Origin of the sequence: Bradyrhizobium sp. INPA03-11B (genome assembly GCF_040446015.1) — a bacterium.
GTDB lineage: Bacteria > Pseudomonadota > Alphaproteobacteria > Rhizobiales > Xanthobacteraceae > Bradyrhizobium > Bradyrhizobium macuxiense_A.
Map to the genome: position 1 here is coordinate 1 of NZ_JASGSR010000004.1, position 24333 is coordinate 24333.

Below are 24333 nucleotides of genomic sequence, written 5' to 3' on the forward strand. Positions count from 1 at the left end.
ACCCAAGACTGCCTCCCAAAAGAAGCCTTGAATCTGATTTGCTCTCAAAAGGGAATCCTTAGAGTCCACACCACCTAGGGCCATTTCCGTTCCGATGGAATCGGAACGGGGCCTTAGATTCTTGTTTTGCCGCTTCACGCGAACCGGTGTCCACTTCGCTCGAAAACGCTCTAGAATTTCCAGTTGATCTCGCCCTTGGCGGTGTGATCGTGCGAATCACGCGCAAGCTGTCCCGAATAGATGAGGCCAACGCTAGCATTGCGCGCTAGGTTGAAGCCGAGACCCGCTTCGACCAGCAACGCATCGCGCGCGATCGGCACGCCGGCAACCGTAAACGGTGTCCCACCGCCGGAAAACGCCAGCAGCGTTTCCGGCCTCACATCGCCGAACGCGTGCCGCCAGCCGAGCGTGCCGCGCACCGTCAGCGGCTTGCCGTCAGCCAGCGCTACCGCGCCCTCGCCGCGCAGCCCGAGCGTGGTGAAGGCGGTAGCCAAGGCGCCGCCGCCGCCGCTCAGCGCCGCGCTGCCGGTCTCGGCAAAATGGCCGGTGTCGAGGTGCACATAGGCAAGCCCCGCGAACGGCTCGAGCGCGACACGGCCGAGTGCGAAGCCGCGGCCGATCTCGCCGAACACTTGGGCGGTGTGGGCGTCGTAGCTCGCCTTGGCGGCGTCCAAGAAGCCGGGAAACACGATCGCGCGGTTGGTATCGATGCTGTGCGCGGTGAAGGCGGCGCCGCCGCGCAGAGCCCAGGCGTCGAGCTGCCCGCCGCCGTAGAGCGCGAGGTGATAGTTGTTGATGGTGGCGGCCGAGCGGCGGTCATCGACATGCAGCAAGGACTGGGTGTAGCCGCCGGCAAAGCCGGCCCGCCAACGCGCGTCGAAGGTGGCGTCGACACCGGAGATGACGCCGCCGGTCTCACGCCTGAGCGCGGCGGCATTGCCGTCGCTGCCATTGTGCCCCCAATCGCCGACGGCTTGCGCCCAGGCGGTCATCACGCTCTCCTGCGGCAAAAATTTCGGCGCGGCCTTGAAGGCCGGTTCGGCCGCGTAGGCCAAGGCGCCGCTGCCGTCGATCGCGACGGCCTGAGGACCGATGCCGGCGAGCGCCGCAGACGGTCCGTCCGCGCTGCCGAAAGGCTGCCGCAGTCGACCGATCACGGCGTCACGGACGTCTCGCGACTCATCGAGCATCGCGCCCGCCGCGCTCGCGTGCAGCTCGCCGGAGAGCTGGTCGAACGCGAAGCGCGCCTGCGCCGGCGTCGTGCTGAAGGCGAGCGCGTTGAACGCCGGCCCGCGGCCGAGGCCGTCTAACCCGGCCCCCGTCGCGATCTGGTTGCGCGTTTGCGCTACGCTCGCAAAGCGCACATTGTTGCGTGCAAACGTCAGGAACACGTCGTTTGCATCGTAGGTCAGGCTGGGCGCGATGAAGGCGAAGCTGCTGGTGCCGGACATCAAGCCCGAGAACGTGCCGGTCCTTCCTCCCGCTGCGGTCAGGATCGTGTAGGGCGTGTTGAGGAGGAAACTGTTCACCGACGCCAGCCGCACGGTTCCGCCGGAAAGACTGGCTGCTCCACTCGCAACGATCCTGTCGCTCCGTCCGGCCGCGTTGAGGTCGAGCGCGTAGATGGCACCCGGCAGCATAGCCAAGCTGCCGGCAATATGGAGCGTGCCGATCGCACCACCCACGCCACCGCCAGGCGAGACCGTACCGCCGCCGGCGATCGTGGTCGCGCCGACGGTGCCGGCGCCGGCGAGCGTGCCGCCGCCGTTGACGCTTACCGCGGATTGCGCGATCGAGCCATTGACCGCGAGTGTTCCGCCACTCACCACCGTTGCGCCCGTGTAGCTGTTACTACCTGACAGCGTCAGCGCGCCGGTGCCGACCTTGGTAAGGCTGCCGCCGGTGCCGCTGATGACGCCGGACACTTCCGTGGAGAGATTGTTGGAGCCGACAGTGAGCGTCTTGCCGCCAAGGACAAACGATCCCGCCCCCTCGATCGAGCCGGCTGTTGTGCCGGCGCTTGCCAAGTGCGACATGTCGAACACGCCGCCCGCGTTGTTGATGAAACGCGCATTACCGCCAGTGGATTGAGCGCTAAAGAATGTCAGCCCACCGGCGTTGTTGATGATCGTCGCATTGCCGGCGCTGCTGGCATCACCAAAAAAGAGCCTGCCGTTGCCGAAGTTCGTGATGCTGGCATTGGCGGCGGTACTGGAAAATTCAAAATTCACAATTTCGTTGTTGGTGATGCTTGCGTTAGCAGCCGTGCTGCTGGCGGCGAAAATCACGTCACCGCCGCGAGGGTTGGCAATGATGGCGTTGGCCGCCGTGCTATGGTCGTCAAAGGTCAGAGAGAAGCCGTTGCTGATATGGGCGTTGCCAGCCGAGCTGGTGTTGGAAAAATGTATCTCGGCAATAATAGAATTGAGACTGTTGATAGTGGCGTTGCCGGCCGAGCTGCTGTCCGCAAAGAGAACGGTGCCGGCGTTGTTGATCGTGGCATTGGCCGCGGTGCTGGTGTTGTTGAAAAAGGCCCCGCCAGAAGTCGTGTTGATGATGGCGTTACCGGCCGAACTGGCGTTACTAAAGCCAACTCCATTGTCGAAAACCGGAGCAGAGCCTGATTTGTTGACGATTCCCCGGCCGGTAAACGTCAGGCCCACACTGAACCTGTAGGCCGGCGCATCGCTGTTCAACACAATCGTCCCGACCGAGACTATTCCCGGAGCCGTGATCGCGGTTTGGCTGGAGGCGCCGAAAGTCGCCGTCCCCGTCGGCGGGAAGTTGGAACTCCAGTTGGCGGAATCGGTCCAGTCGTTCGAGACAGGATGGGCGCTCCATGTCGCGTCCTGCGCCTCGCCTGTCCGCGGCATCAGGATTGCGCCGAGCAGCAGCGGCCAGAGCATGACGCGGGCCATCGAACCCGCGCGCACGCCGATCCGGCATGGAACAATCGCGCCGGCCGGCGTCCTGTCCTGTTCTGAGACCTGCACCCCAAACTCCCTCGTCGACTCCTAGGGATACGACGTGTAGGGATGGCCGGATGAGCCCGCTTGGGCTGGGGTGTCACGGACTTGGACTGAGACGACAGCCTTGATTTTTGAACCTGGTGCTACAATAGGGCAACACAGATCAGAACATATACGCCTACGAGCCCATGATGTCAGAGCCCCCAGAGCCCACGACGCTCCGATTTTCGACCGCCGAATGGCCGGCGCAGAACCGGCTCGCGATATGGCGCGAAGCGATCGGACGCCGCGTCTTTCAATTCGACACGATGCCGTTGCATGACGGGCCGTTCCACGCCGAGGCGACGGCGCACGCCCTGCCCGAGCTGTGCTTTGGATCCTGGACCCTCGGCAATCTACGCACTGCCGTGACGCACGAACTGCTCGACGGCACCGACCACCTCATGCTTCGCATCTCGCTGAGCGGCGCGCCCGTCTTAACGCACCGGGGCCGCGAGGTCACCGGCGCTGCCGGCGATGCCATCCTGATGTCGACCGCGGAGCCGTGGGTGAGCATCTGTCCGTCATTCGCGCGCTTCCTCAGTCTGCGGTTGCGGCGCAACGCGCTTACGCAGCTCGTGTCATATCCCGAAGATGCGCTCATGCGCCCGGTGCCGCGCGATACCGAAGCCGTTAAACTGCTTACCTACTATCTCCAAAAACTGATCCGCATGGGTCCGATGTCGACACCCGAACTACGGCAAGTCGTCGTCACCCACATCTACGACCTCGCGGCGTTGGTGATCGGCGCCACCCGCGACGGGGCGGCTGTGGCGAAGGACCGGGGCTTGCGCGCCGCGCGGCTTGCCGCCGCCAAAGCCGACATCCATGCGCATTGCTCTGATCCCGACCTCACGCTGGTCACCGTCGCGGCGCGTCGGAATCTCTCGCCGCGCAATCTTCAGCGCCTGTTCGCCGACGAGGGAACGAGCTTCACCGAATTCGTCCTCGACGCCCGCCTGACGCAGAGCCATCGGCTGCTGACCGATCCGCGCTGGGGCGATCGCAACATCAGCAGCATCGCGTTCGAAGCCGGCTTCGGCGATCTGTCCTATTTCAACCGCGCGTTCCGCCGCCGCTACGGCGCGACGCCCTCCGACGTCCGCGCCACGATGCGGCGTTGAACGCGTTAGGCCGCGATCGGTACGGATCGAATCGTTATCGCGCGTTGGCTCTTCGTTGCGCAGTGGATGGCGTTTCGATTCCGAGGTTCGTAAGCACATGCGGCTCACTCTCATCCGAACTTCGGAATCATGGAGCACTAAAGCGCGATGAGATGAGTTTGAATCGTCATCGCGCTTTAGATTCTTGCTTCGCATGATCTTTTCGGAAAACCGCTTCACACTTTTCCGGATCATGCTCTAGCTACGCAGCGAGCGCCTCCAGCACCGCGGCTGAATCGGTGACCCAACCAAAAATGCCTCCCTGGGCCTTGATCATCTTCAGGCCCATCTCGTGGAATTCCGGGAAGTAGGACGCGCAGCCGTCTGAGATCACGACGCAGCGGTAGCCGCGGTCGTTGGCCTCGCGCACCGTGGTGTTGACGCAGACCTCGGTGGTGACGCCGCAGACCAGCAGATTCTCGATGCCGTACTTCTGGAGAATGTCGCCGAATTCGGTGGCGTAGAACGCGCCCTTGCCGGGCTTGTCGATCACGATCTCGCTCTCGAGCGGATAGAGCTCGGGGATGATGTCGTGCCCCGCTTCACCACGGATCAGGATCCGCCCCATCGGTCCGGGATCGCCGATCCGAAGTGAGGGCGCGCCACGCTCGACCTTCGCCGGCGGCGCGTCGGAGAGATCGGGCAGATGACCCTCGCGGGTATGGACCACGAGCAGCCCGGCGTCGCGCACCGCCGCGAGCACCGCGGCGATCGGCTGCACCGCGCGCGCGAGTTGGCTAACGTCATTGCCGAGCGTCTCGCCGAAGCCGCCGGGCTCCATGAAATCGCGCTGCATGTCGATGATGACGAGCGCGGTCTTACTCCAGTCGAGCGTGATCGGCGCCGGCTCCGCCGCGATTGTCCCGCCTGAATTCGCCATGACGCACGCCCCCGAATGCGAGAAGATCCGCGCTTGATTAAGCAAACCGCGTGCCACTGCGCAATCACCGGCAGCTGATTTGCCGATCGTCCGATCCTGCTGGCATGATCGTTGCTAGCCGGGAGCCCGACCGAACGAAGATCATCGTTCGCGACATGACAGCCCATTTCAAAATAGGCGGGAGGACAGGCATGAATGGACTTGGCGGCCTCAACAAATCACCCAATGGCGTCGTGATCGGACTGGTGCAGCTGCAGCTGCCCGTGGTTGCGACCAAGGCCGATCTGACACGACAGACCGAGCGCATCGTCTGGATGGTCGGCAAGGCGCGGCGCAACCTTGCGACCATGGATCTTGTCGTGTTCCCCGAATATTCGCTGCACGGCCTCTCGATGGATACCAATCCGGAGATCATGTGCCGCCTCGACGGGCCCGAAGTCGCGGCCTTCAAGCAGGCCTGCATCGACAACAATATCTGGGGCTGCTTCTCGATCATGGAGTTCAACCCGCACGGCAATCCCTACAATTCAGGGCTGATCATCGACGATCACGGCGAGATCAAGCTGTACTACCGCAAATTCCATCCCTGGATTCCGGTCGAGCCATGGGAGCCGGGCGACATCGGCATTCCCGTGATCGACGGGCCGAAAGGCGCCAGGATCGCACTGATCATCTGCCATGACGGCATGTTCCCGGAAATGGCGCGCGAATGCGCCTACAAAGGCGCGGAGATCATGATCCGCACCGCGGGCTACACCGCGCCGATCCGCGACAGCTGGCGCTTCACCAACCAGGCCAACGCATTCCAGAACCTGATGGTGACGGCCAATGTCTGCATGTGCGGCTCGGATGGGTCGTTCGACTCGATGGGCGAAGGCATGATCGTCAATTTCGACGGCAGCATCATCGCGCACGGGACCACCGGACGGGCCGACGAGATCATCACCGCCGAGGTGCGGCCCGACCTCGTGCGCGAGGCGCGGATCAACTGGGGCGTCGAGAACAACATCTATCAGCTCTGGCACCGCGGCTATGTCGCGGTGAAAGGCGGCGCGATGGATTGCCCCTACACCTTCATGCAGGACATGGTGTCCGGCCGCTTCCGCCTGCCCTGGGAAGACCAGGTCAAGATCACCGACGGCACGTCTTGCGGCTTTCCCGCACCGACGCGGATGTTCGGTAACACCGCGAAGGCCGCCGAGTAGCCGGGCGGCCGGCGGCTCAAGCGGGATGCCTGTTCTTCGAACCGTCATCCCGCTCCAGCCGTTCGATTTGAGCATGATCTCTTCGGAAAACCGCTACACACTTTTCCGGATCATGCTCTACTTGAAGAAGTGCACGAGGCCGATGCTCAGGCCCAAGAGCAGCATCAGCGACAGCGTGACCGCGGCCGTCACCCGGCCGCCGACGGTCGAGAGCACGCGCACATCGACGCCGAGCCCGAGCGCCGCCATCGAGACGACGGTGAGGATCGCCGCCGTCTTCGTCACCGGCGCGATCGCGATGTCGGGCACCAGCTGGAACGAGCGCAGCGCGGCCAGCACCAGGAAGCCGATGATGAACCAGGGCACCAGCTTGAACGGGCTGATCGAGGCGGCCTTTGCAGCGCCTTCCTTAGCCGGCCCGGCCTTGCGCCGCCGCGCCACGAACAGCGAGAGGCCGACCACGATCGGGCCCAGCATCAGGACGCGCACCAGCTTCACCAGGGTGCCGATCTGGGTCGAGACGATGCCGGCCGGCACGGTCGCCGCCAGCACCTGGGGCACGGCATAGACCGTGAGCCCGGCGAGGATGCCGTATTGCGTCGCCGTCAGCTTCAAGAGCGGGATCAGCAGCGGCAGGCCGAGCACCATCAGCACGCCGAGAATGGCGGTGAACGAGATCGAGGAGGCGATGTCGTCGCCATCGGCCTCGATCACCGGCGCCACCGCGGCGATCGCGGAATTACCGCAGATCGAATTGCCGCAGGCGATCAGGATCGCGAGCTTGGTCTTGAGCCCGAGCAGGCGGGCGAGGCCATAGCTCACCGCCAGCATGATCACGACGGTCGCGGCGATGGCGCCGATCAGGAGCCAGCCCGACGCCAGGATCGCGGCGAAGCTGATGGACGCGCCGAGCAGCATCACCGCGACCTCGAGCAGTTGCTTCGCACTGAAGGCAATGCCCGAGCACCAGCGCTCCGACGGTTCCCAGGCGGTGCGCACCGCCATCCCGAGCAGGATCGCGACCACCAGGGCCTCGATATAGGGATGGTCGAAAACCCGCTCCTCGGCAGCCTGAATACCGAGCGAGATGACCGTGACCACGCCACACAGCAGAATGCCCGGAATGAGCAGGATGATGCCCTTCAGCACCCCCTGCTTCTGCCCCTGATCTTGTTCTTGTTCCGGCACGAAATCCTCTTTTCGGAGAAGATTTTATGCGCCAGGGCGGGCCTCTTGGCTAATATCTTTTCGGACTGCCCCGATAGAGAGAAGTTATGTCCCTCAACCTGCATCTGCTCCGCCTGTTCGCGGCCGTGGCGAGGACCGGAAGTTTCTCCCGCGCCGCCGACCTCCTGCACATCAGCCAGCCAGCGATCTCCAAGGGGGTGCGGGATTTCGAGCTGCAGGTCGGCTGCCGGCTGCTCGACCGTACGCCAAAGGGGGTGCGGCCGACCCGGGAGGGCGCGGCGCTGGCCCGCCATGCCGAGACCCTGTTCGCGGCCGAGCGCGCCGCCGAGGACGAGTTGCAGGCGCTGCGCAACCTCGACAGCGGCTCGCTGCGGCTCGGCGCCAGCACGACGATCGCGACCTATATGATCCCGGAATATCTCGGCGTATTCCACCGCGCCTTTCCCGGCATCGACCTGCATGTGGTGAGCGCCAACACCAGCGATATCGCGGCGCTGATGCTGGGACATGAGATCGAGATCGCGCTGGTCGAGGGGCCGGTCGAGGACGAGAACCTGACCAGCGACGCCTGGCGCACCGACGTGATGGTGCTGATTGCAGGCCCTGATCACCGCTTCGCGGCCACCGCAGGCCCGATCGACGTCCGCCTGCTCAACGACGAGATCCTGATCGTGCGCGAGCCCGGCTCGGGCACGCGCGAGGTGGTAGCGCAAGCGCTCGCCGCCCACCGCGTCGAGCCGCAGCGCACGCTCGAGATCGGCAGCACCGAGGCGATCAAGCAGGCCGTGGCATCAGGTGTCGGCGTCGCCATCGTGTCGATCGCGACGATCGATGATCAGATCAAGCTTGGAAAGCTGAAGGTGATCCCGATCAAGGGCGTCCATATCGAACGCACGCTCTGGCAATTGAGATCGCCCGGCCGGCTCGACGTGCCGGCGGCGGTCGCGTTCGAGGGGATCATTCGGGAAAAGCAGGCGGCGAAGACGGCGCCGCGGATACCTGCGGCTAGAGCGCGATGAGACCAGGGTGACGCCCGCTTTTCGGGGGCGAAGCGGAGACGCGATCCGACCCAAGCAATATAGTCTTGTGGCCCGAAGCGGAAGTCCGTCCCGCCTACTGTAATCATCGATCTGCGTTAAGAGTTGTTTGGAACTTTTAATGCAACCAAAGCGACGGTCTAACGACCCTTCAATGATACGAAATCCACTAGCAGCCACAGCATGAAGAAATTGCTCATTTGGACGCTTGCGGGCTTGGTGGCCTCCGCAGCTGGTTTCATTTTCTATGAGCACAGCCCGCCGAATGCGTTCAACCCGCTTTGCACTTATGATTTTGCGTATCGCGAAACCGTCACTCTCGAAGTCGGAGGGAGGCAATACACTTCGAGCGCAGTCAATCAGTTGACCCGGTCGGCCCAGTGGGTTGAAGAGGTGAATAAGGGAGGCTGCCCTCGTCTAAGCGGAACGATGCTTTCGTTTAGACTGGCGGACAATCGGCTCATTCTGATTGAGATGGGAATGTGTCAGAAGGCTTTCAAAATGTTTGAGACGAGACATGGCAGCGGCGACGTTAACTATAGCGTTGCGATGCAAGAACACCGAAAGGTTGATATCGCGGCGAGGTGTTTTGGTATCCATCGATCAATCCCCAACGACTTCGATGGCCGCAGCGTTAGATTTGATGCATTCCTAATCGATAGTGCGGATAAGCCTACCAGTTGGCGTGGACTGTTCTTTCGGAATAACGTCGCCACTTTGAATCTCGACGAGCATATTAGGATCGTTTCCGCAATAGCAGAAGCCGATGATGCTGTACCGGAAGACCAGCTCAACAAGGTTGCTCCTGCGATCCTCAAAACAAGCTTCGTGAGCACGATTTCGGACACGCCAATTTTACCTGAACGAACCGAAAGCCCGCAGTTCGTTGCATCAAAAGATCCGCTAAGCGACACCGACCGTCTGAGGTTGCAAAACGAAGCGAAGGGTGAAGGACCAACTCGGGATAATTTGCGCTAACCGCTGCCGCCTGGTTTAACGAAGCGTCACTGGCCCTTAGCCGACACCTCTCCCTAGGGAGAGGTAGATTTGCGCAGCAAATCGGTTGATGAGTTACGGTCTGTCGAGAGAGCAAGAGCCCTCATCCGAGAGGCGAACCGAGACCAAGACTCATCCCGCCTCAGAGCGCGGCGAACAGACCCTGCGCCCACGCAACGGCATGCTCGAAGCTGAACACGCCCGGCTCGAAATAGACGGCGCGCGCCAGCACGATGCCGACCACCAGCACCCAGAACACGCTGGTGCCCGCGGTCTTCAGCCATTTCGACACGCCCTCGCTCGCGGCCGAAGAATCGACTGCGGGGACCGGCTCACCGAAGGGATCGAATGCGGATTGGCTCATCGTCGTAACCATCTGGACTACCCGCAGAATGTCGCGACGGCGGGGGCGGACGCAAGGGTAGCAGAATGCCTTTTGCGGCGGTACCTTGGAAGGACGTTTTCCGGTCCGAAAGGCAGGGAGTATTTCCTTCTCGACCCCCCCGATCCGGCGTCAGCTATCCGTCCCGCGCTGCGGCGCCACGCGCGGCAGGGTGATGCGCACGCGCGTCCCCATGCCCGGGGCGCTATCGAGATGGAGCTCTCCGCCCAGCCGGTTCGTGACGATGTTGTGCACGATGTGCAGGCCAAGCCCGATCCGGCCAATATCGCGGCGCGTGGTGAAGAAGGGATCGAACGCCTGCCGCAGCACGTCACGGTCCATCCCGCAGCCATCGTCAGCGAACAGGATCTCGACCTGGTCCGCGCTCGACGCCCGCAGCCGGATCGTGATGGTGCCGCCCTTGCCGTCCGGAAACGCGTGCACCACCGAATTGACGAACAGGTTTGTCAGCGCCTGGCCCCAGGGGCCGGGATAGCTGTTCATCACGAGACCCGACGGACAATCGACCTCGAGCGCCAGATTGTTCTTCGGCAACGCCGGACGCAGCTTCGAAAGCACCTGTTCGGTCACCTCGCCGAGATCGAACCCGCTGCGATCGAAATAACTGCGATCGACCGCCACCTGCTTGAATGACTGCACCAGGTCCGCTGCGCGCTTGAGGTTGCCGACCAATAGCGACGACGCACTCTCGACGACCTCGATGAAATCGCTGAGGCTCGAGCGCTTCAGCTTGCCGCGCGCAGCCTCGGCGGCGAAGTCGGCGCATTTCTGTTCCAGCACCGAGGCGACCGTGAGGCTGGTGCCGACCGGGCTGTTGATCTCATGCGCGACGCCGGCCACCAGCCGGCCGAGCGCCGCAAGCTTCTCCGCCTCGATCAGCGACGCCTGGGTCTCCTGCAGATGGTGCAAGGCCTTCTCGGCGGCATCGCGCGCGGCACGGATCTCGCGCTCGCTGCGTTTGCGATCGGTGATCTCCTCGGCCGCGACGTTGACCCCGACGATGCTCCCGTTCGGCTCGCGCTGCGGGTGCCAATGCGTAATCCAGCAGCGCTCGTCATTGTGACCCGGGCGCTGGCCGTACACCTCTACGCCGGTCACCGGCTCGCCGGTTTCCATGATCGAGCGAACGATACCTTCGACCGCGGTGGCCAGCGCGGGCACGCAATCATGCACGGTGCGTCCGAGATGGCCTTCGACCGAGATCCCGCAGATCTCGGTGAGCCGCTGGTTGATTTGGAGATAACGGCAGTCGGGAGAGAGGTAGGCAAGGCCGATCGGTGCAGTGTCATAGATCAGCTGCAGCGCCGGTTGTTTTGGGAACTGAACGTCGTGGACGACGGACGACCGCATGTCCTTCCCCCCGTTGACGCCAAGTTTAGCCGTTCACGATGTTCCCGCAATAGGCGCAGCCAAGCCGGCAGTGGCGGTCAGCTCTGTCCAGATTCGGCACGGGTCGGCGACCGCGGACGCAGGACTGGTGCCTCGCGGGCACCAGGCGCGGCGCCTTCACATATTCACTGCACCGTGCGTTCGAAATTCTCGATGAAGCGCAGCAGCACCCGCGCCCCGGTGTCGGCGTCGGCGAGCTCGACATGCTCGGCCGGATTATGGCTGATCCCGCCGCGGCAGCGCACGAAGATCATGCCGATATCGGCGACATCGACCATCGCCATGCCGTCATGCCCTGCCCCGCTCGGCAGCTCGAACACGGCATGGCCCTCGGCAGCGACGGCCGCAGCGATCTGCGTCTTCAGCCAGGGCGCGCAGGGCACGCTGCGGTTCTCATGGGTGACGTCGATCTGCAAGGCGAGCTCGCGTCGCTTTGCGATCGCCTCGATCTGCCGGACAATCTCGGCGACGGCGCGCTTGCGATGCATGTCGCTCTGCGAGCGGATGTCCATCGTGAAGGACACCTTGCCCGGGATCACATTGGTGGCGCCGGGCATGGCGCTGATGTAGCCGACGGTGCCGACGAGGCCGGCTTCATCGCTCCTGCAGAATTGCTCGATCGCAACGATGCATTCGGCGGCACCGGTCAGCGCATCGCGCCGCAGCGGCATCGGCACGGTGCCGGCATGGCCGGCAAAGCCGGTGAGATTGGCGGCGAGCCGCGTCGCACCTGAAATTGCGGTCACGACGCCGACCGGCAGCGCCTTCTCTTCCAGCACCGGCCCCTGCTCGATGTGCAGTTCGACATAGCCGAGCAATTCGCGGCGGGCGCGCGCCGCCTTGCCGATATGATCGGGATCGAGCCCGAAGGCGATCAGCGCATCGCGCATCGTGGTGCCGGTGCGATCGCGCGTATTGAGCACGCTCTCGTCGAACGTGCCGGCCACCGCGCGGCTGCCGAGCAAGGTCGAGGCGAAGCGCACGCCCTCCTCGTCGGCGAAGCCCACGATCTCGATCGCGAACGGCAATCGCTTGCCGCGCCGATTCAAATCGGCGACGCAGGCGATCGCGGTGATGACGCCGAGCGGGCCGTCCCATCGGCCGGCGTCGCGCACGGTGTCGTAATGCGAGCCGAGCATCAGCGCCGGCAGGCCCGCCCGCTCGCCCTCGTAGCGGCCGCAGACATTGCCGATAGCATCGAGATGCGCGCTCATGCCGGCCTCGCGCATCCAGGACAGGATGAGATCGGCCGCCTTGCGGTGCTCCTCGGTGAGGAAGATGCGCGCCAGATGCTCCGGCGTCTCCGAGATCGCCGCGAGCTGATTGATCCGCGCCACGATCTCGGCGCCAAGCGGAGACGGATTCTTCTCGCTCATGCTGTTTCCCATCGGTCCAACCCGGCGCCCGAGCCCGCTTCACTCGTAGCAGGCCCGGTCCGATTCACCAGCCGGCAAATGGCGCCTTCCGCGACGTCCCGGCCGGGCGCGCATCGGCCGCTCGGCGGTTAGCGGTTGCTTAACGGCATTGCATACAACAGAGATCAATCGCTTATAAAATAGGCAGTCTAATCTCACCTGGCTCCCTCTCCCTGTCATCCCGGCAGCCATTCGCCCGCATATTCAGATGCTTACGGAACCATGATCGCCAAACGTGCTCTGGCACGAAGCTTGCGACACTTCGTCAAGCGCCGTCGTTACGGCGGCTGCGACAAGGACAGGCGGGCCGGTCCCGCCGGAGGGAGCAGGCGATGGATTTTGGCAGGATTTCAAGAAGGCATTTATTGCAGGGAAGCGCGGCATTGGCGCTCGGCAGCACGCTCGGCATTCGCGGCGCGGCGGCGGCGGAAACCACGGTCGGCTTCATCTATGTCGGGTCGCGCGACGACTACGGCTACAACCAGGCCCATGCCCAGGGCGCGGCGGCGGTGAAGAAGCTTCCCGGCATCAAGGTGGTCGAGGAAGAGAAGGTGGCTGAGACCGATGCGGTCGAGAAGACCATCGAGTCCATGGTCACTCTCGACGGCGCCACGCTGCTGTTTCCGACCTCGTTCGGCTACTACAATCCGCACGTCGTCAAGATGGCGGGCAAGTTTCCGAAGCTGCACTTCGAGCATTGCGGCGGGCTCTGGTCGGACAAGGACCCGAAGAACGCCGGCAGCTATTTCGGCTACATCGACGAGGCGCAATACATCTCCGGCATCGTCGCCGGCTATTCGACCAAGAGCGGCAAGCTCGGCTTCGTCGCGGCCAAGCCGATCCCGCAGGTGCTGCGCAACATCAACGCCTTCACGCTCGGCGCCCGGCTCGCCAATCCGAAGGCGACGACGCAGGTGATCTTCACCGGCGACTGGTCGATGCCGGTCAAGGAAGCCGAGGCGACCAACAGCCTGATCGACCAGGGCGTCGATGTACTGACCTGTCATGTCGACGGACCGAAGACGATGGTCGAGAACGCCGCGCGCCGCGGCGCGATGGTGTGCGGCTATCACGTCAACCAGTCGCCGCTAGCGCCGAAAGCCTATCTCACCGGCGCCGAATGGAATTGGGAGGCGCTCTACCCGAAATTCGTCAAGATGATCGTGGCGGGTGAAGCGATCCCGAACTTCTATCGCGGCGGCCTCAAGGAAGAGATCGTCAAGGTCTCGCCCTATGGCGAGATGGTCTCAGCGGAAGCGCGCAAGCACGCCGACGACGTCAAGGCCAAGTTCATGTCCGGCGAGTACACGATCTTCAAGGGCCCGCTCGTCGACAACAAGGGCAAGACGGTGATCGCTTCCGGCACCGATCGCGGCCAGCAGGATCCCGAGCTCGAGAAGATGGACTATCTGGTCGAGGGCGTGATCGGAGCCACCGCGTGACGACCGAGGCGGCGGAATCGGTGGAGGCGGCCGGCGTTGCTCCGGCCGCCGATCCCGGCTTCCTCCAGCGCTACGGCGCGAGCGTCGAGTACATTTTGATTCCGGGCGCGGCGCTGGTCGGCGCGCTCGCGGTGTTCGGCGGCTTCATCGCGCTCTACGGCAAGAACCCGCTCGACCTCTATTTCTACATGTATTACGGCGCGTTCGGCACCTGGTTCTCCTGGCAGAACACGCTGACCCGCGCCGCGCCCTTGATCCTGACCGCGCTGTGCACGGCGCTGCCGGCGCAACTCGGCATGGTGATCATCGGCGGCGAAGGCGCGCTCCTGATCGGCGCGCTGTCGGGGACATCGGCAGCGCTGGCGCTGCAGGGCGCGGCGCCGATCGTGGTGCAGATCGCGATGGTGATCGCGGGCATGATCGGCGGCGGCCTCTGGATCACGCTGTCAGGCGGTCTGCGGCAGTATCGCGGCGTCAACGAGACGATCTCGAGCCTGCTGCTGGTCTATATCGCGCTCGCGATCCTGAACCATCTGGTCGAGGGGCCGATGCGCGATCCGGCGAGCCTCAACAAGCCGTCGACGCGCGAGATCGGCGCCGCCAACATGATCGGCACCATTCCCGGCACCGACGTGCATTGGGGCCTGGTGTTCGGCCTCGTCGCGGCGGTGGCCGCCTACATCCTGATCTATCACACCACCTTCGGCTTCGCCGCGCGCGTCGCCGGCGGCAACATCCGCGCCGCCAAGATCGTAGGCCTTTCGGTCGGCAAGCTGATCATGACCGTCTGCTTCCTCGCCGGCAGCTGCGCAGGCCTCGCCGGCATGATCGAGGTCGCGGCCGTGCAGGGCCGCACCAATGCCAACCTCGCCGCGGGCTACGGCTTCACCGGCATCCTCGTTGCGTTCCTGGCGCGGCAGAATCCGCTCGCGATCATTCCGGTCGCGATCCTGCTCGGCGGCATCTCGGCCTCCGGCGGCCTGTTGCAGCGGCGGCTCGGCCTGCCCGACGCCTCGGTGCTGGTGCTGCAGGGCATCATCTTCGTGTTCGTGCTGGCGAGCGACGCGCTCTACGGGCGCATCGGTTTCCTGAAGGGAAAGTCCTGACATGGCGGATACTTCGCTCGGGCTCTGGACCGTCCCGCTCGCCGTGTTCGGCGGCGCCATCCGCGTTTCGACGCCGTTTTTGTTCGTCAGCCTCGGCGAGTGCATCACCGAGCGATCTGGCCGCATCAATCTCGGCCTCGAAGGCACGCTGGTGATGGGCGCGATGAGCGCCTATGGCATTTCCTATCTCTCCGGCTCGCCATGGCTTGCCGTGCTGGCGGCCGGGATCACCGGCGCCCTGTTCGGCGCGCTACATGCCGGCATCTGCTCGCTGCCGCGCGTCAACGACATCGCGGTCGGCATCGCGCTGATGCTGCTCGGTACTGGTTTGGCCTTCTTCCTCGGCAAGCCGCTGATCGAGCCTACCGCGGCGCGGCTGCCGGCGATCGATTTCGGCTGGTGGAGCGACATCCCGCAGTTGCGCGCGGCGCTGCGCATCAACGTGCTGTTCCTGATCGGCGTTGCGATCGCGCCGCTGCTCTATTGGGCCTTCAGGACGACGCGCTGGGGCCTCTTGATCCGGACCGCCGGCGAAAGCGCTGACGCTGCGCGCGCGATGGGCCATTCGGTGTTGCTGATCCGGCTGCGCGCCACCATGGTTGGCGGATTCCTCGCCGGCATCGGCGGCTCATTCCTGTCGCTGTTCTATCCCGGCAGCTGGAACGAGGGCCTGTCCTCCGGACAGGGCATCACTGCGGTGGCGCTTGTCATCTTCGCACGCTGGGACCCGATGTTGTGCCTGTGGGCCTCGCTCGCCTTCGGCGGCGCCGCCGCGCTCGGGCCCGCGCTGCAATCGGTCGGCATCACATCCGGCTATCACCTCTTCAATGCCGCGCCCTACATCCTGACCCTGGCGATCATGATCATCACCTGCTCGCCGAAGCGCACGCTGACCGGCGCGCCGGCCGAATTGTCCATCACCCGATAGACCGCGAGATCATTCATGCCCGAGCGCTTCATCAAGTCCGAGCCCTACGCCTGGCCCTACAATGGCGATCTGCGGCCAGCGAATACCGCGCTCATCATCATCGACATGCAGACCGATTTCTGCGGCGTCGGCGGCTATGTCGACAAGATGGGCTACGACCTCTCGCTCACGCGCGCGCCGATCGAGCCGATCAAGAGGCTGCTCGCGGTGATGCGCGCGCAGGGTTTTCACATCATCCACACCCGCGAAGGCCACAGGGCTGACTTGGCCGACCTGCCCGCCAACAAGCGCTGGCGCTCGCGGCAGATCGGCGCCGGCATCGGCGATCCCGGTCCCTGCGGCCGAATCCTGGTGCGTGGCGAGCCGGGCTGGGAGATCATTCCCGATCTCGCGCCGCTGCCGGGCGAACCGGTTATCGACAAGCCCGGCAAGGGCTCGTTCTGCGCCACCGATCTCGAGCTGATGCTGCGGCTGCGCGGCATCGAGAACATCGTGCTGACCGGCATCACCACCGACGTCTGCGTCCACACCACGATGCGTGAGGCCAACGACCGCGGCTTCGAATGCGTGCTGGTTGAGGATTGCTGCGGCGCGACCGACAGGAGCAACCACGACCACGCGCTGAAGATGATCAAGATGCAGGGCGGCGTGTTCGGCGCGGTGACCAAATCCGCCGACCTGATCGGGGCGCTGTCGTGATCATCGGCGAACCGCCCGCACCGTCAGGCGCGTTCGGCGTCGATGCCATCGCCATGACGATGCGGTTCGGCGATTTTCTCGCACTCGACAATGTCGAGCTCAAGGTACGCCCCGGTTCGTTCCACGCCTTGCTCGGCGAGAACGGCGCGGGCAAGAGCACGCTCGTGAAATGCATCATGGGCTATTACCACGCCACGGAAGGCGACATCATCGTCGGCGGCCGTCAGCAGAGCATCGCCAATCCCAAGAACGCGCATGCGCTCGGGCTCGGCATGGTCTACCAGCATTTCACGCTGGTGCCGGCGATGACGGTGGCCGAGAACCTGGTGCTGGCGCGCGACGATGTGCCTTCGGTCGTCGACTGGCGCAAGGAGAAGAAGGAGCTCGAGGCTTTCCTGGCGCGGATGCCGTTCAAGGTGCCGCTCGATGCAAAGGTCTCCGACATCTCCGCCGGCGAACGGCAGAAGTGCGAGATCCTCAAGCAGCTCTATCTGAAGCGCCGCTTCCTGATCCTGGACGAGCCGACCTCGGTGCTGACGCCAGGCGAAGCCGACGAGGTGCTCGGCATGCTGCGCGCGATGGTGGTCGCAGGCGAACTCACCATCCTGATGATCACGCACAAGTTCCGCGAGGTGATGGCGTTTGCCGACGATGTGACGATCCTGCGCCGCGGCAAGCTCGCCGGCACCGGCCGGGTCGCCGATCTCACGCCCGACGAGATGGCCCGCACCATGATCGGCGCCGAGCAGTTGACGGTGCAGCCGCCGCGCACCGGCGAGACCGGCGCGGCGCGGCTCGAGCTCGACAAGCTCACTGCGCTTGACGATGCCGGCGCGATTGCCGTGCACGGCGTGTCGCTGACGGTGAAAAGCGGCGAGATCGTCGGCATCGCCGGCGTCTCCGGCAACGGCCAGCGCCAGCTGGTCGAGGTGCTGGCCGGCCAGCGCGAGGCCGAGAGCGGCGTGATCCGCGTCCAGGGCGAGACCTATGCGGCAAGCCGCGAGGAGATGCGCCGCCACAAGATGTCGCTGCTGCCGGAGGAGCCGCTGAAGAACGCCTGCGTCGGCGGCATGAGCGTCGCCGACAACATCGCCTTCCGTGAGTTCGATCGCGCACCGTTCGCGCGGGGCGGCTGGTGGTTGAACGGCAAAGCGTTCAGGAGCGACGCCGAACGCAAGATCAACCGCTACAAGATCAAGACCCGCACCCCGGAGACACCGATCGCAGCGCTATCGGGCGGCAATGTGCAGCGCGCGGTGCTGGCGCGCGAGCTCTCGGGCGACGTCGAGGTGCTGATCGCGGCCAATCCCTGCTTTGGGCTCGACTTCGCGGCGGTGGCGCAGATCCATGCCGAGATCATGGCGGCGCGCAACCGCGGCGCGGCGGTGCTCTTGGTCAGCGAAGACCTCGACGAACTGCTGGAGTTGTCCGATCGGCTGGTCGTGATGTTCCACGGCGCGTTCGTGCACGAGGCCCGTGCCAGCGAGGCCGACCTCACCGAGATCGGCCGGCACATGGCGGGACATTGACCACGACGGGATTGCGCTCCCTCTCCCCGCGCTTCGCGGGGAGAGGGTTGGGGTGAGGGGCTGTCTCCAGATATTCGATGGCAGCCGGACTCGCGGAGACTCCCCCTCACCCGGATCGCATTCCGCTTCGCTGCATGCGCTCCGGCCTCTCCCCGCAGGCGGGGCGAGGCGAAGAGGCTGCGGCCTGCTAACGCGACTACCCGATCTCGAACGCCTGATCGGCGAGATGCTTCAGATTGGCGTGCCAGTGCTCGGCGATCGCAAGCCGCGTCGGCACCCAGACGTGCTCGTGCATCCCGATGTAATCGAGAAAGCGCATCAGCGCGGCGGCGCGGCCGGGACGGCCGACCACACGGCAATGCAGGCCGACCGACATCATCTTGGGTCGCGTCGCGCCCTCGGCGTAGAGCACGTCGAAGCTGTCCTTCAGGTAAGTGTAGAACTCGTCGCCGCCGCCAAAGCCCTGCGGGTTAATGAAACGCATGTCGTTGGCATCGAGCGTGTAGGGGATCACGAGATGCGGCTCGGTGCCGGCAGCCTTGATCCAGTACGGCAGATCGTCGGCATAGGAATCACAGAGATAGCGCAGGCCGCCGGCCTCCATCAGAAGCCGCAGTGTGTTGATCGAGGAGCGGCCGGTGTACCAGCCGAGCGGCCGCGCGCCGGTGGCCTCGGTGTGCACGGCAATGGCGCGCGCGATCTCCTCACGCTCCTCGTCCTCCGACATGTCCTTGTGCTCGATCCAGCGCAGGCTGTGGCTTGCAATGTCCCAGCCTGCCTCCTGCATCGCGGCGACGACATCGGGATTGCGCTTCAGCGCCATCGCGACGCCGAACACGGTCGTCGGCAACTTCCGCTCGGTGAACATCCGCCACAGCCGCCAGAAGCCGGCGCGCGAGCCATATTCGAACATGGTTTCGATGTTGGCGTGGCGCTGGCCGACCCAGGGTTGCGCGCCCAGCACGTCGGACAGAAACGCTTCCGAGGCGCGGTCGCCGTGCAGGATGTTGTTCTCGCCGCCCTCCTCGAAATTGACCACGAACTGCACGGCGACGCGCGCAGCGTCAGGCCATTTCGGATCCGGCGGGTTGCGGCCGTAGCCGCGGAGATCGCGCGGATAGCGGGCCTCGGTCACATCAGATTTCCTCGAAGCGGATGTTCTGCGCGCCCTTCCACAACACGGTCTTGCCGAAGGCCGTGAGGTTCTCCAGCCCCGAGGTCAGCGTGATGAAGTGATTGCCGGCGAGCTGGCCCATCTTGCTGGCGAAGTGCACGCCGCCATAGGCGAGCAGGATCTCGGTCTCGCTGATGCCGCCCGGGTAGAGGATGATCTGGCCCGGCGCCGGATAGCTGGTGTGGTTCTCGTAGGAGACGCCAAAATCGAGATCGCCGAGCGGCATCCAGACGCCCTCGCCGCTCCAGCGCACATGGATCGCCTGGCTCTCGAACGGCATCGCCTTGCGGAACGCGGCCACCGTCTTCGGCGCGAGCTGTTCCTCGAAACGTGCGTCAAAGGTGAAATCGCCGGCGCGGACAATCAGTTTGCTCATCGGACTCTCGTGGGTAGCTGGAAGAAGTGATGCCCCAACCATTGCCGCCGGCCCGCGCCGGACGCAAGGCCGATTCCGGCGGGGAAAGGCGGTTTTTTCGCCGCTTGACGGTCCCGCAACGCAGATTTGAGCAAAGTTGCGTTGCGCCTCGCCTGCCTGTTTGCGAGCCTCCAAGGATGCGACAAGGATACGTCAATCAGGGTGACTAGATGACAACAAACAGCTTGCACGGACATGTGGCGCTGGTGACCGGCGGATCGCGCGGCATTGGTGCGGCGATCGTCAAGATGCTGGCGGACGCCGGCGCCGCCGTGGCGATCAATTGCCGCGAGCGCGCGGCCGAGGCCGAGACACTGGCGAAGGGCATCATTGCCGCGGGCGGCCGGGCCGTCGCAATTGCCGCCGACGTTTCGGAAGCAGCCGCCGTCACCGGCCTGGTCGAGCGCGCCAAGTCCGAGCTCGGCCCGGTCGACATCCTCGTCAACAATGCCGGGATCGCGATCGTCAGAGGTGTCGACGACCTGACCGAAGAGGATTTCGACCGCACCATCACGGTCAACCTCAAGTCGGCCTTCCTCTGCACACAGGCGGTGCTGCCGATGATGCGCACCCGGAAATGGGGCCGCATCGTCAACATCTCCTCCGGCGCTGCGCGCGGCGGCGGCTCGATCGGCCCGCACTACAATGCATCCAAGGCGGCCATGGAGGGCATGACCCGCGGCTATGCCGCACGCCTCGTCAAGGAAGGCATCACCGTCAATGCGGTCGCGCCCTCGCTGATCGAGACCGACATGATGAAGGGACAGAGCGGCCTCGTCAGCCGGATCCCGGTCGGCCGTTTCGGCACCGCCGAGGAGGTGGCGCAAGCCGTAATGTTGCTGGTCAACAATCCATACATGACCGGACAGACCATCGCGATGAGCGGCGGCATGGCGTTCAACTAAAGCGTTTTCAAGCGAAGTGGAGGCCGGTTCGCGTGAAGAAAACGCGTCAAACAACAAGGCGATCGCCTTGACCGCATCGCAGGTTTGCCCTACCGGTCACGCCATGAACCGATCGATCCTCATCGCCAATCTCTGGTGGCTCGCCGACTGACAGGCGGGCCGAACGCGTTCATGCATTTTCGGGGCCGCCGCATCGGGCGGCCTTTATTGTTTCATCCCATCCGGCCCGCATGCGGTGTCCCCATTCAACCGAATGGAGATCAACCGTGACCAAACCGATCATCCTCACCGGCGACCGTCCCACCGGGCCGCTGCATCTCGGCCATTACGTCGGCTCGCTGCGCAGCCGCCTTCAGTTTCAGGACAGCCATGAGCAGTTCCTGCTGCTCGCCGACATGCAGGCGCTGACCGACAATGCACACGATGTCGGCAAGGTCCGCAGCAACATCATCGAGGTCGCGCTGGACTATCTTGCCGTCGGCATCGATCCCGAGCGAACATCGATCTGCCTGCAATCGCAGCTTCCGGCGCTGGCGGAACTCTCGATGCTCTATCTCAACCTCGTCACCGTCGCGCGGCTGGAGCGCAACCCGACCATCAAGGACGAAATCCGCGCGCGCGGTTTCGGACGCGACATCCCGGTGGGCTTCCTGTGCTACCCGGTGGCGCAGGCCGCCGACATCACCGCGTTCCGCGCCACCGTCGTGCCGGTCGGCGAAGACCAGGCGCCGCTGATCGAGCAGACCAACGAGATCGTCCGTCGCGTCAATGCGCTCGCCCGCCGGCCGCTGCTGCCGGAAGCCGAGGCCATCATTCCGCGCGCCGGCCGGCTGCCCGGTATCGATGGACGCGCCAAGATGAGCAAATCCGCGGGCAACGCGATCCCGCTTTCGGCTTCGCCCGATGACATCTCGGCCGCGGTGCGCGCGATGTTCACCGATCCCGACCATCTGCGCGTCGCCGATCCCGGCAAGGTTGAGGGCAATGTCGTCTTCATTTATCTCGACGCGTTCGACGACGATCACGATGCGGTCGAGGAATTGAAGGCGCGCTATCGGCGCGGCGGTCTCGGCGATACGACCGTGAAGCGGCGGCTGGAAGAAACTCTGCAAGCCCTGATCGCGCCGATCCGGACGCGGCGCGCTGAGCTCGCGACCAATCGTGATCACGTCGTCGACGTAATCAGGCGCGGAACCCTGAAAGCGCGGGAGATCACCGAGCGCACCAAGCGCGACGTGATGGCGGGGCTGGGCCTGTTCCAGCTCTGAACCCTGTCATCAAACCATGGCAGGAACTGTGCTTGGCTGCGGCCGTTGTACGTTTTGAGCATGATCTCCGCGCAAACGCCTTTGGCGTTTGTCGCGAGGGAAAACCGCTTCGCACTTTTCCGGATCATGCTGTGGCGAAACCGGATTTGGAGCCTGTCGTGATCGATCCGAAAACGCTTCTCGAACGCGCCGCGCAGCTGGCCGATCAGGCCAAGGGCGAGGAAGATGCCGGCATCCGCGAGCGGCTGCTGCGCATGGCCGAGCACTACCGCGATCTCGCCGCGCATGAGGCGTGGGCGCGCGAAAACCCGCCGTCGGTGGGCGCGCTCACGGGTGCGCTCGGCTCGCGCGCGCACTGATCAGCTCACGCGAATCCGATAGCTCAGGGATTTCCGGCTGCCCGGAGCGATGTGCATCAAGCCGGGCTTGTCGGCAAAGTCGCCATCGAACTGCGCCGGGCTGGCAAAGCCGTGCCACGGCTCGATGCAGAGAAACGGCGCGCCGCCCGGCTTCGACCAGATGCCAAGTTCGCGGAAGCCGCGCCACGACACCTCGATCGCCGGCCCCCGCGCGGCAGCAAAGCGAACCGATGCGCTCGCGACCTGGTCGAGGATGACGGCGTCGTCGTCGAACAATTGTTCTGTCAGCGCGAGCGCCCTGCTCTTGACCGGAGTTGGCTCGGCTTGCTGCCGCATCAGCCCGTCCTTGAGCCGCCGGACCGGCGCCGGCTCATCCTTCTCGAAGGTCAGCGTGTAGGCATCCTTCGGCAATCCCGGAAGCAGCGGCCAGTTGAATGCGGGATGCCCGCCGAGCGAGGCCGGCAGCATCTCGTGGCCGCTGTTGACGATTTCGAAGCTGACGTCGAGACCGGCGCCATCAACGCTGTAGGTGACTTCGAGCCTGAACGCGAAGGGATAGCGTGCGCGGGTTTCCGCATCGTCTGACAGCGCGAGCTTGCATGATCGCGGCCCCTGCTCCACCCAGGCAAAGCGGCGGTCGCGTGCGAAGCCGTGCTGCGTCATCGGATAAGTTTTGCCACGATGGATCAGCGTGTCGTTCTTCAACCGGCCGACAATCGGGAACAGGATCGGCGCATGGCGCGGCCATTGCGGACCGGCCTGCCACACCAGTTCCGTGCCTTCGGCATTCCTGAGCGACGACAATTCGGCGCCGTGAGCCTGAATGGTCGCGGCGATTCCATCGCCGCGCAGCGTGTGACTGTCGCTCATGCTTCGCCTCGCCGGGTTGCACCATACCATCACACGAGATGTTCGATGCCGGCGAGGCCGTCAACCCCAAAGCGATGGGGCCGCCCGCGCGTGGCGGCCCCAAGTCCTGAGCCTAGCCGGTGATCTTGGAGAAATCCGGCTGGCGCCGCTCGGCAAAGGCGGCGAAGGCCTCGCGCGCTTCGGCGCTCATCAGCCGCTCCTGGAAGATCTTGCCCTCGCGCGCCATTTGCGCGCTGATCCCTGCGGGATCGCGCATCAACGCCTTGGTGTGCTGCAGCGAGCCGAACGGCCGCTTCGCCAATGCGTCGGCAGCAGCGCGCGCCTTGGCGCGAAGATCCGCGAGCGGCACCACTGCATTGGCAAGGCCGATGGAGACGGCAGTCTCCGCCTCGACCGGCTCACCGAGCGCGAACATCGCATAGGCGCGCGCATAGCCGATCCGCTGCGGCAGCAGATAGGTCGACGCCGCCTCCGGCACCAGCGCCAGATTGACGAACGGCGTGATCAACCGCGTGGTCGGCGCGAGATAGACGAGGTCGCAATGCAGCAGCATGGTGGTGCCGATGCCGACCGCATTGCCCTGCACGGCGGCAACCAGCGGCCGCGTCGCCTTGGCAAGACAGCTAAGGAAGCGTGTCACATGACGCTCGCCCTGCACGCCGCGCGACACCGCGGCGAAATCGGCGAGATCGTTACCTGCGGTGAAGCTGTCGCCGTCGCCCTGCAGCAGCACGGCGCGGATCGAGGAATCGCCTTCCGCGCGCTCAAGCGCGTCGGCCATCGCGCCATACATCGCGTTGGTAATCGCATTCTTCTTGTCCGGACGCGCCATCGTCACGGTGAGCACGCCACCGTCCAGCGCCACGACCACGTCACTCATGTCTCACTCCTTTGATTGCTAATCGTTTGACGCGTTTTCTTCACGCGAACCGGTACCCACTTCGCTTGAAAACG

Annotated in this window: 23 protein-coding genes; 13 read left to right on the forward strand and 10 right to left on the reverse strand. The window is 64.5% G+C overall.

Features of this window, described 5'->3' with window-relative positions; genetic code table 11:
• Positions 1-170: 170 nt before the first annotated feature.
• Complete coding sequence (locus QMZ05_RS02460; RefSeq protein ID WP_353699323.1) at positions 171-2036, reverse strand: autotransporter domain-containing protein; 1866 nt, start codon at positions 2034-2036, stop codon at positions 171-173.
• Between the two features lie 88 nt (positions 2037-2124).
• On the opposite strand from QMZ05_RS02460, the gene QMZ05_RS02465 reads away from it, so the two are divergent.
• Both QMZ05_RS02465 and QMZ05_RS02470 read left to right on the forward strand, forming a co-directional pair.
• A complete protein-coding gene (locus QMZ05_RS02465; RefSeq protein ID WP_162240926.1) occupies positions 2125-2676 on the forward strand; it encodes a hypothetical protein in 552 nt (183 codons plus the stop codon).
• Between the two features lie 484 nt (positions 2677-3160).
• Entirely contained in the window at positions 3161-4132 is a 972-nt protein-coding gene (locus tag QMZ05_RS02470; protein WP_353699324.1) for a helix-turn-helix domain-containing protein, read from the forward strand.
• A gap of 241 nt (positions 4133-4373) precedes the next feature.
• Here QMZ05_RS02470 and QMZ05_RS02475 read toward each other — a convergent pair whose 3' ends face one another.
• Positions 4374-5051, reverse strand: a complete 678-nt coding sequence (locus QMZ05_RS02475; protein WP_353699325.1) for an isochorismatase family cysteine hydrolase — start codon at positions 5049-5051, stop codon at positions 4374-4376.
• A 191-nt stretch (positions 5052-5242) separates the two neighbouring features.
• Between QMZ05_RS02475 and QMZ05_RS02480 the strand changes: the two genes are divergently transcribed.
• Positions 5243-6256, forward strand: coding sequence for a formamidase (locus QMZ05_RS02480; protein WP_353699326.1), 1014 nt, complete (start codon positions 5243-5245; stop codon positions 6254-6256).
• A 117-nt stretch (positions 6257-6373) separates the two neighbouring features.
• On the opposite strand, the gene QMZ05_RS02485 is transcribed toward QMZ05_RS02480, so the two are convergent.
• Complete coding sequence (locus QMZ05_RS02485; RefSeq protein WP_353699327.1) at positions 6374-7444, reverse strand: putative sulfate exporter family transporter; 1071 nt, start codon at positions 7442-7444, stop codon at positions 6374-6376.
• 86 nt (positions 7445-7530) lie between these two features.
• Between QMZ05_RS02485 and QMZ05_RS02490 the strand changes: the two genes are divergently transcribed.
• Positions 7531-8463, forward strand: coding sequence for a LysR family transcriptional regulator (locus tag QMZ05_RS02490; protein ID WP_353699328.1), 933 nt, complete (start codon positions 7531-7533; stop codon positions 8461-8463).
• 201 nt (positions 8464-8664) lie between these two features.
• Complete coding sequence (locus QMZ05_RS02495) at positions 8665-9459, forward strand: hypothetical protein (protein WP_353699329.1); 795 nt, start codon at positions 8665-8667, stop codon at positions 9457-9459.
• Positions 9460-9619: 160 nt separating this feature from the next.
• Here QMZ05_RS02495 and QMZ05_RS02500 read toward each other — a convergent pair whose 3' ends face one another.
• The 3 genes from QMZ05_RS02500 to QMZ05_RS02510 all read right to left on the reverse strand — a co-directional run bounded on the left by QMZ05_RS02500 (position 9620) and on the right by QMZ05_RS02510 (position 12645).
• Positions 9620-9841 (reverse strand): hypothetical protein, encoded by a 222-nt coding sequence (locus tag QMZ05_RS02500; protein WP_224942950.1) that lies wholly within the window; start codon positions 9839-9841, stop codon positions 9620-9622.
• A 150-nt stretch (positions 9842-9991) separates the two neighbouring features.
• Positions 9992-11230, reverse strand: coding sequence for an ATP-binding protein (locus tag QMZ05_RS02505; RefSeq protein WP_353699330.1), 1239 nt, complete (start codon positions 11228-11230; stop codon positions 9992-9994).
• Between the two features lie 164 nt (positions 11231-11394).
• Entirely contained in the window at positions 11395-12645 is a 1251-nt protein-coding gene (locus QMZ05_RS02510) for an allantoate amidohydrolase (RefSeq protein ID WP_353699331.1), read from the reverse strand.
• Positions 12646-13016: 371 nt separating this feature from the next.
• On the opposite strand from QMZ05_RS02510, the gene QMZ05_RS02515 reads away from it, so the two are divergent.
• Genes QMZ05_RS02515 through QMZ05_RS02535 form a run of 5 tightly spaced genes read left to right on the forward strand, consistent with a single transcriptional unit; the run spans position 13017 to position 18388 of the window.
• Positions 13017-14126 carry a BMP family ABC transporter substrate-binding protein gene (locus tag QMZ05_RS02515; protein WP_353699332.1) on the forward strand — a complete coding sequence of 370 codons (1110 nt, stop codon included), beginning with the start codon at positions 13017-13019 and terminating at the stop codon, positions 14124-14126.
• Positions 14123-15232 carry an ABC transporter permease gene (locus QMZ05_RS02520; protein ID WP_353699333.1) on the forward strand — a complete coding sequence of 370 codons (1110 nt, stop codon included), beginning with the start codon at positions 14123-14125 and terminating at the stop codon, positions 15230-15232. Before QMZ05_RS02515 ends, QMZ05_RS02520 begins: the two co-directional genes overlap by 4 nt.
• 1 nt (position 15233) lies before the next feature.
• Positions 15234-16160, forward strand: a complete 927-nt coding sequence (locus tag QMZ05_RS02525; RefSeq protein ID WP_353699334.1) for an ABC transporter permease — start codon at positions 15234-15236, stop codon at positions 16158-16160.
• A gap of 15 nt (positions 16161-16175) precedes the next feature.
• Entirely contained in the window at positions 16176-16859 is a 684-nt protein-coding gene (locus QMZ05_RS02530) for an isochorismatase family cysteine hydrolase (RefSeq protein ID WP_353699335.1), read from the forward strand.
• Positions 16856-18388 carry an ABC transporter ATP-binding protein gene (locus QMZ05_RS02535; RefSeq protein ID WP_353699336.1) on the forward strand — a complete coding sequence of 511 codons (1533 nt, stop codon included), beginning with the start codon at positions 16856-16858 and terminating at the stop codon, positions 18386-18388. The genes QMZ05_RS02530 and QMZ05_RS02535 overlap by 4 nt, the downstream gene beginning before the upstream one ends.
• Positions 18389-18584: 196 nt before the next feature.
• Here the strand turns inward: QMZ05_RS02535 and puuE are convergent, their stop codons facing one another.
• Both puuE and QMZ05_RS02545 read right to left on the reverse strand, forming a co-directional pair.
• Positions 18585-19523 carry an allantoinase PuuE gene (gene puuE, locus QMZ05_RS02540; RefSeq protein WP_353699337.1) on the reverse strand — a complete coding sequence of 313 codons (939 nt, stop codon included), beginning with the start codon at positions 19521-19523 and terminating at the stop codon, positions 18585-18587.
• 1 nt (position 19524) lies between these two features.
• Complete coding sequence (locus QMZ05_RS02545) at positions 19525-19938, reverse strand: DUF3830 family protein (protein WP_021077459.1); 414 nt, start codon at positions 19936-19938, stop codon at positions 19525-19527.
• A 209-nt stretch (positions 19939-20147) separates the two neighbouring features.
• Between QMZ05_RS02545 and QMZ05_RS02550 the strand changes: the two genes are divergently transcribed.
• The 3 genes from QMZ05_RS02550 (at position 20148) to QMZ05_RS02560 (ending at position 22509) form a co-directional block, all read left to right on the forward strand.
• Positions 20148-20882, forward strand: coding sequence for a 3-oxoacyl-ACP reductase family protein (locus QMZ05_RS02550; protein ID WP_353699338.1), 735 nt, complete (start codon positions 20148-20150; stop codon positions 20880-20882).
• Between the two features lie 230 nt (positions 20883-21112).
• Positions 21113-22150, forward strand: a complete 1038-nt coding sequence (trpS, locus tag QMZ05_RS02555; protein WP_353699339.1) for a tryptophan--tRNA ligase — start codon at positions 21113-21115, stop codon at positions 22148-22150.
• Between the two features lie 158 nt (positions 22151-22308).
• Entirely contained in the window at positions 22309-22509 is a 201-nt protein-coding gene (locus tag QMZ05_RS02560; protein ID WP_353699340.1) for a hypothetical protein, read from the forward strand.
• Here QMZ05_RS02560 and QMZ05_RS02565 read toward each other — a convergent pair whose 3' ends face one another.
• Both QMZ05_RS02565 and QMZ05_RS02570 read right to left on the reverse strand, forming a co-directional pair.
• Positions 22510-23379 carry an aldose 1-epimerase family protein gene (locus tag QMZ05_RS02565; protein ID WP_353699341.1) on the reverse strand — a complete coding sequence of 290 codons (870 nt, stop codon included), beginning with the start codon at positions 23377-23379 and terminating at the stop codon, positions 22510-22512. It lies immediately after the preceding gene.
• A 112-nt stretch (positions 23380-23491) separates the two neighbouring features.
• Positions 23492-24259, reverse strand: a complete 768-nt coding sequence (locus QMZ05_RS02570) for an enoyl-CoA hydratase-related protein (protein WP_353699342.1) — start codon at positions 24257-24259, stop codon at positions 23492-23494.
• Positions 24260-24333: the final 74 nt, after the last annotated feature.

What these genes read in the sequence shown, in the direction of transcription:
- QMZ05_RS02480 (WP_353699326.1), top strand. Translation starts at nt 5,243, where the DNA reads ATGAATGGACTTGGCGGCCTCAACAAATCACCCAATGGCGTCGTGATC.
- QMZ05_RS02465 (WP_162240926.1), top strand. Translation starts at nt 2,125, where the DNA reads ATGATCGTCGCATTGCCGGCGCTGCTGGCATCACCAAAAAAGAGCCTG.
- QMZ05_RS02525 (WP_353699334.1), top strand. Translation starts at nt 15,234, where the DNA reads ATGGCGGATACTTCGCTCGGGCTCTGGACCGTCCCGCTCGCCGTGTTC.
- QMZ05_RS02490 (WP_353699328.1), top strand. Translation starts at nt 7,531, where the DNA reads ATGTCCCTCAACCTGCATCTGCTCCGCCTGTTCGCGGCCGTGGCGAGG.
- QMZ05_RS02475 (WP_353699325.1), bottom strand. Translation starts at nt 5,051, where the DNA reads ATGGCGAATTCAGGCGGGACAATCGCGGCGGAGCCGGCGCCGATCACG.
- trpS (WP_353699339.1), top strand. Translation starts at nt 21,113, where the DNA reads ATGCGGTGTCCCCATTCAACCGAATGGAGATCAACCGTGACCAAACCG.
- QMZ05_RS02505 (WP_353699330.1), bottom strand. Translation starts at nt 11,230, where the DNA reads ATGCGGTCGTCCGTCGTCCACGACGTTCAGTTCCCAAAACAACCGGCG.
- QMZ05_RS02570 (WP_353699342.1), bottom strand. Translation starts at nt 24,259, where the DNA reads ATGAGTGACGTGGTCGTGGCGCTGGACGGTGGCGTGCTCACCGTGACG.
- QMZ05_RS02460 (WP_353699323.1), bottom strand. Translation starts at nt 2,036, where the DNA reads ATGTCGCACTTGGCAAGCGCCGGCACAACAGCCGGCTCGATCGAGGGG.
- QMZ05_RS02515 (WP_353699332.1), top strand. Translation starts at nt 13,017, where the DNA reads ATGGATTTTGGCAGGATTTCAAGAAGGCATTTATTGCAGGGAAGCGCG.
- QMZ05_RS02500 (WP_224942950.1), bottom strand. Translation starts at nt 9,841, where the DNA reads ATGAGCCAATCCGCATTCGATCCCTTCGGTGAGCCGGTCCCCGCAGTC.
- QMZ05_RS02565 (WP_353699341.1), bottom strand. Translation starts at nt 23,379, where the DNA reads ATGAGCGACAGTCACACGCTGCGCGGCGATGGAATCGCCGCGACCATT.
- QMZ05_RS02545 (WP_021077459.1), bottom strand. Translation starts at nt 19,938, where the DNA reads ATGAGCAAACTGATTGTCCGCGCCGGCGATTTCACCTTTGACGCACGT.
- QMZ05_RS02550 (WP_353699338.1), top strand. Translation starts at nt 20,148, where the DNA reads ATGACAACAAACAGCTTGCACGGACATGTGGCGCTGGTGACCGGCGGA.
- QMZ05_RS02470 (WP_353699324.1), top strand. Translation starts at nt 3,161, where the DNA reads ATGTCAGAGCCCCCAGAGCCCACGACGCTCCGATTTTCGACCGCCGAA.
- QMZ05_RS02530 (WP_353699335.1), top strand. Translation starts at nt 16,176, where the DNA reads ATGCCCGAGCGCTTCATCAAGTCCGAGCCCTACGCCTGGCCCTACAAT.
- QMZ05_RS02510 (WP_353699331.1), bottom strand. Translation starts at nt 12,645, where the DNA reads ATGAGCGAGAAGAATCCGTCTCCGCTTGGCGCCGAGATCGTGGCGCGG.
- QMZ05_RS02495 (WP_353699329.1), top strand. Translation starts at nt 8,665, where the DNA reads ATGAAGAAATTGCTCATTTGGACGCTTGCGGGCTTGGTGGCCTCCGCA.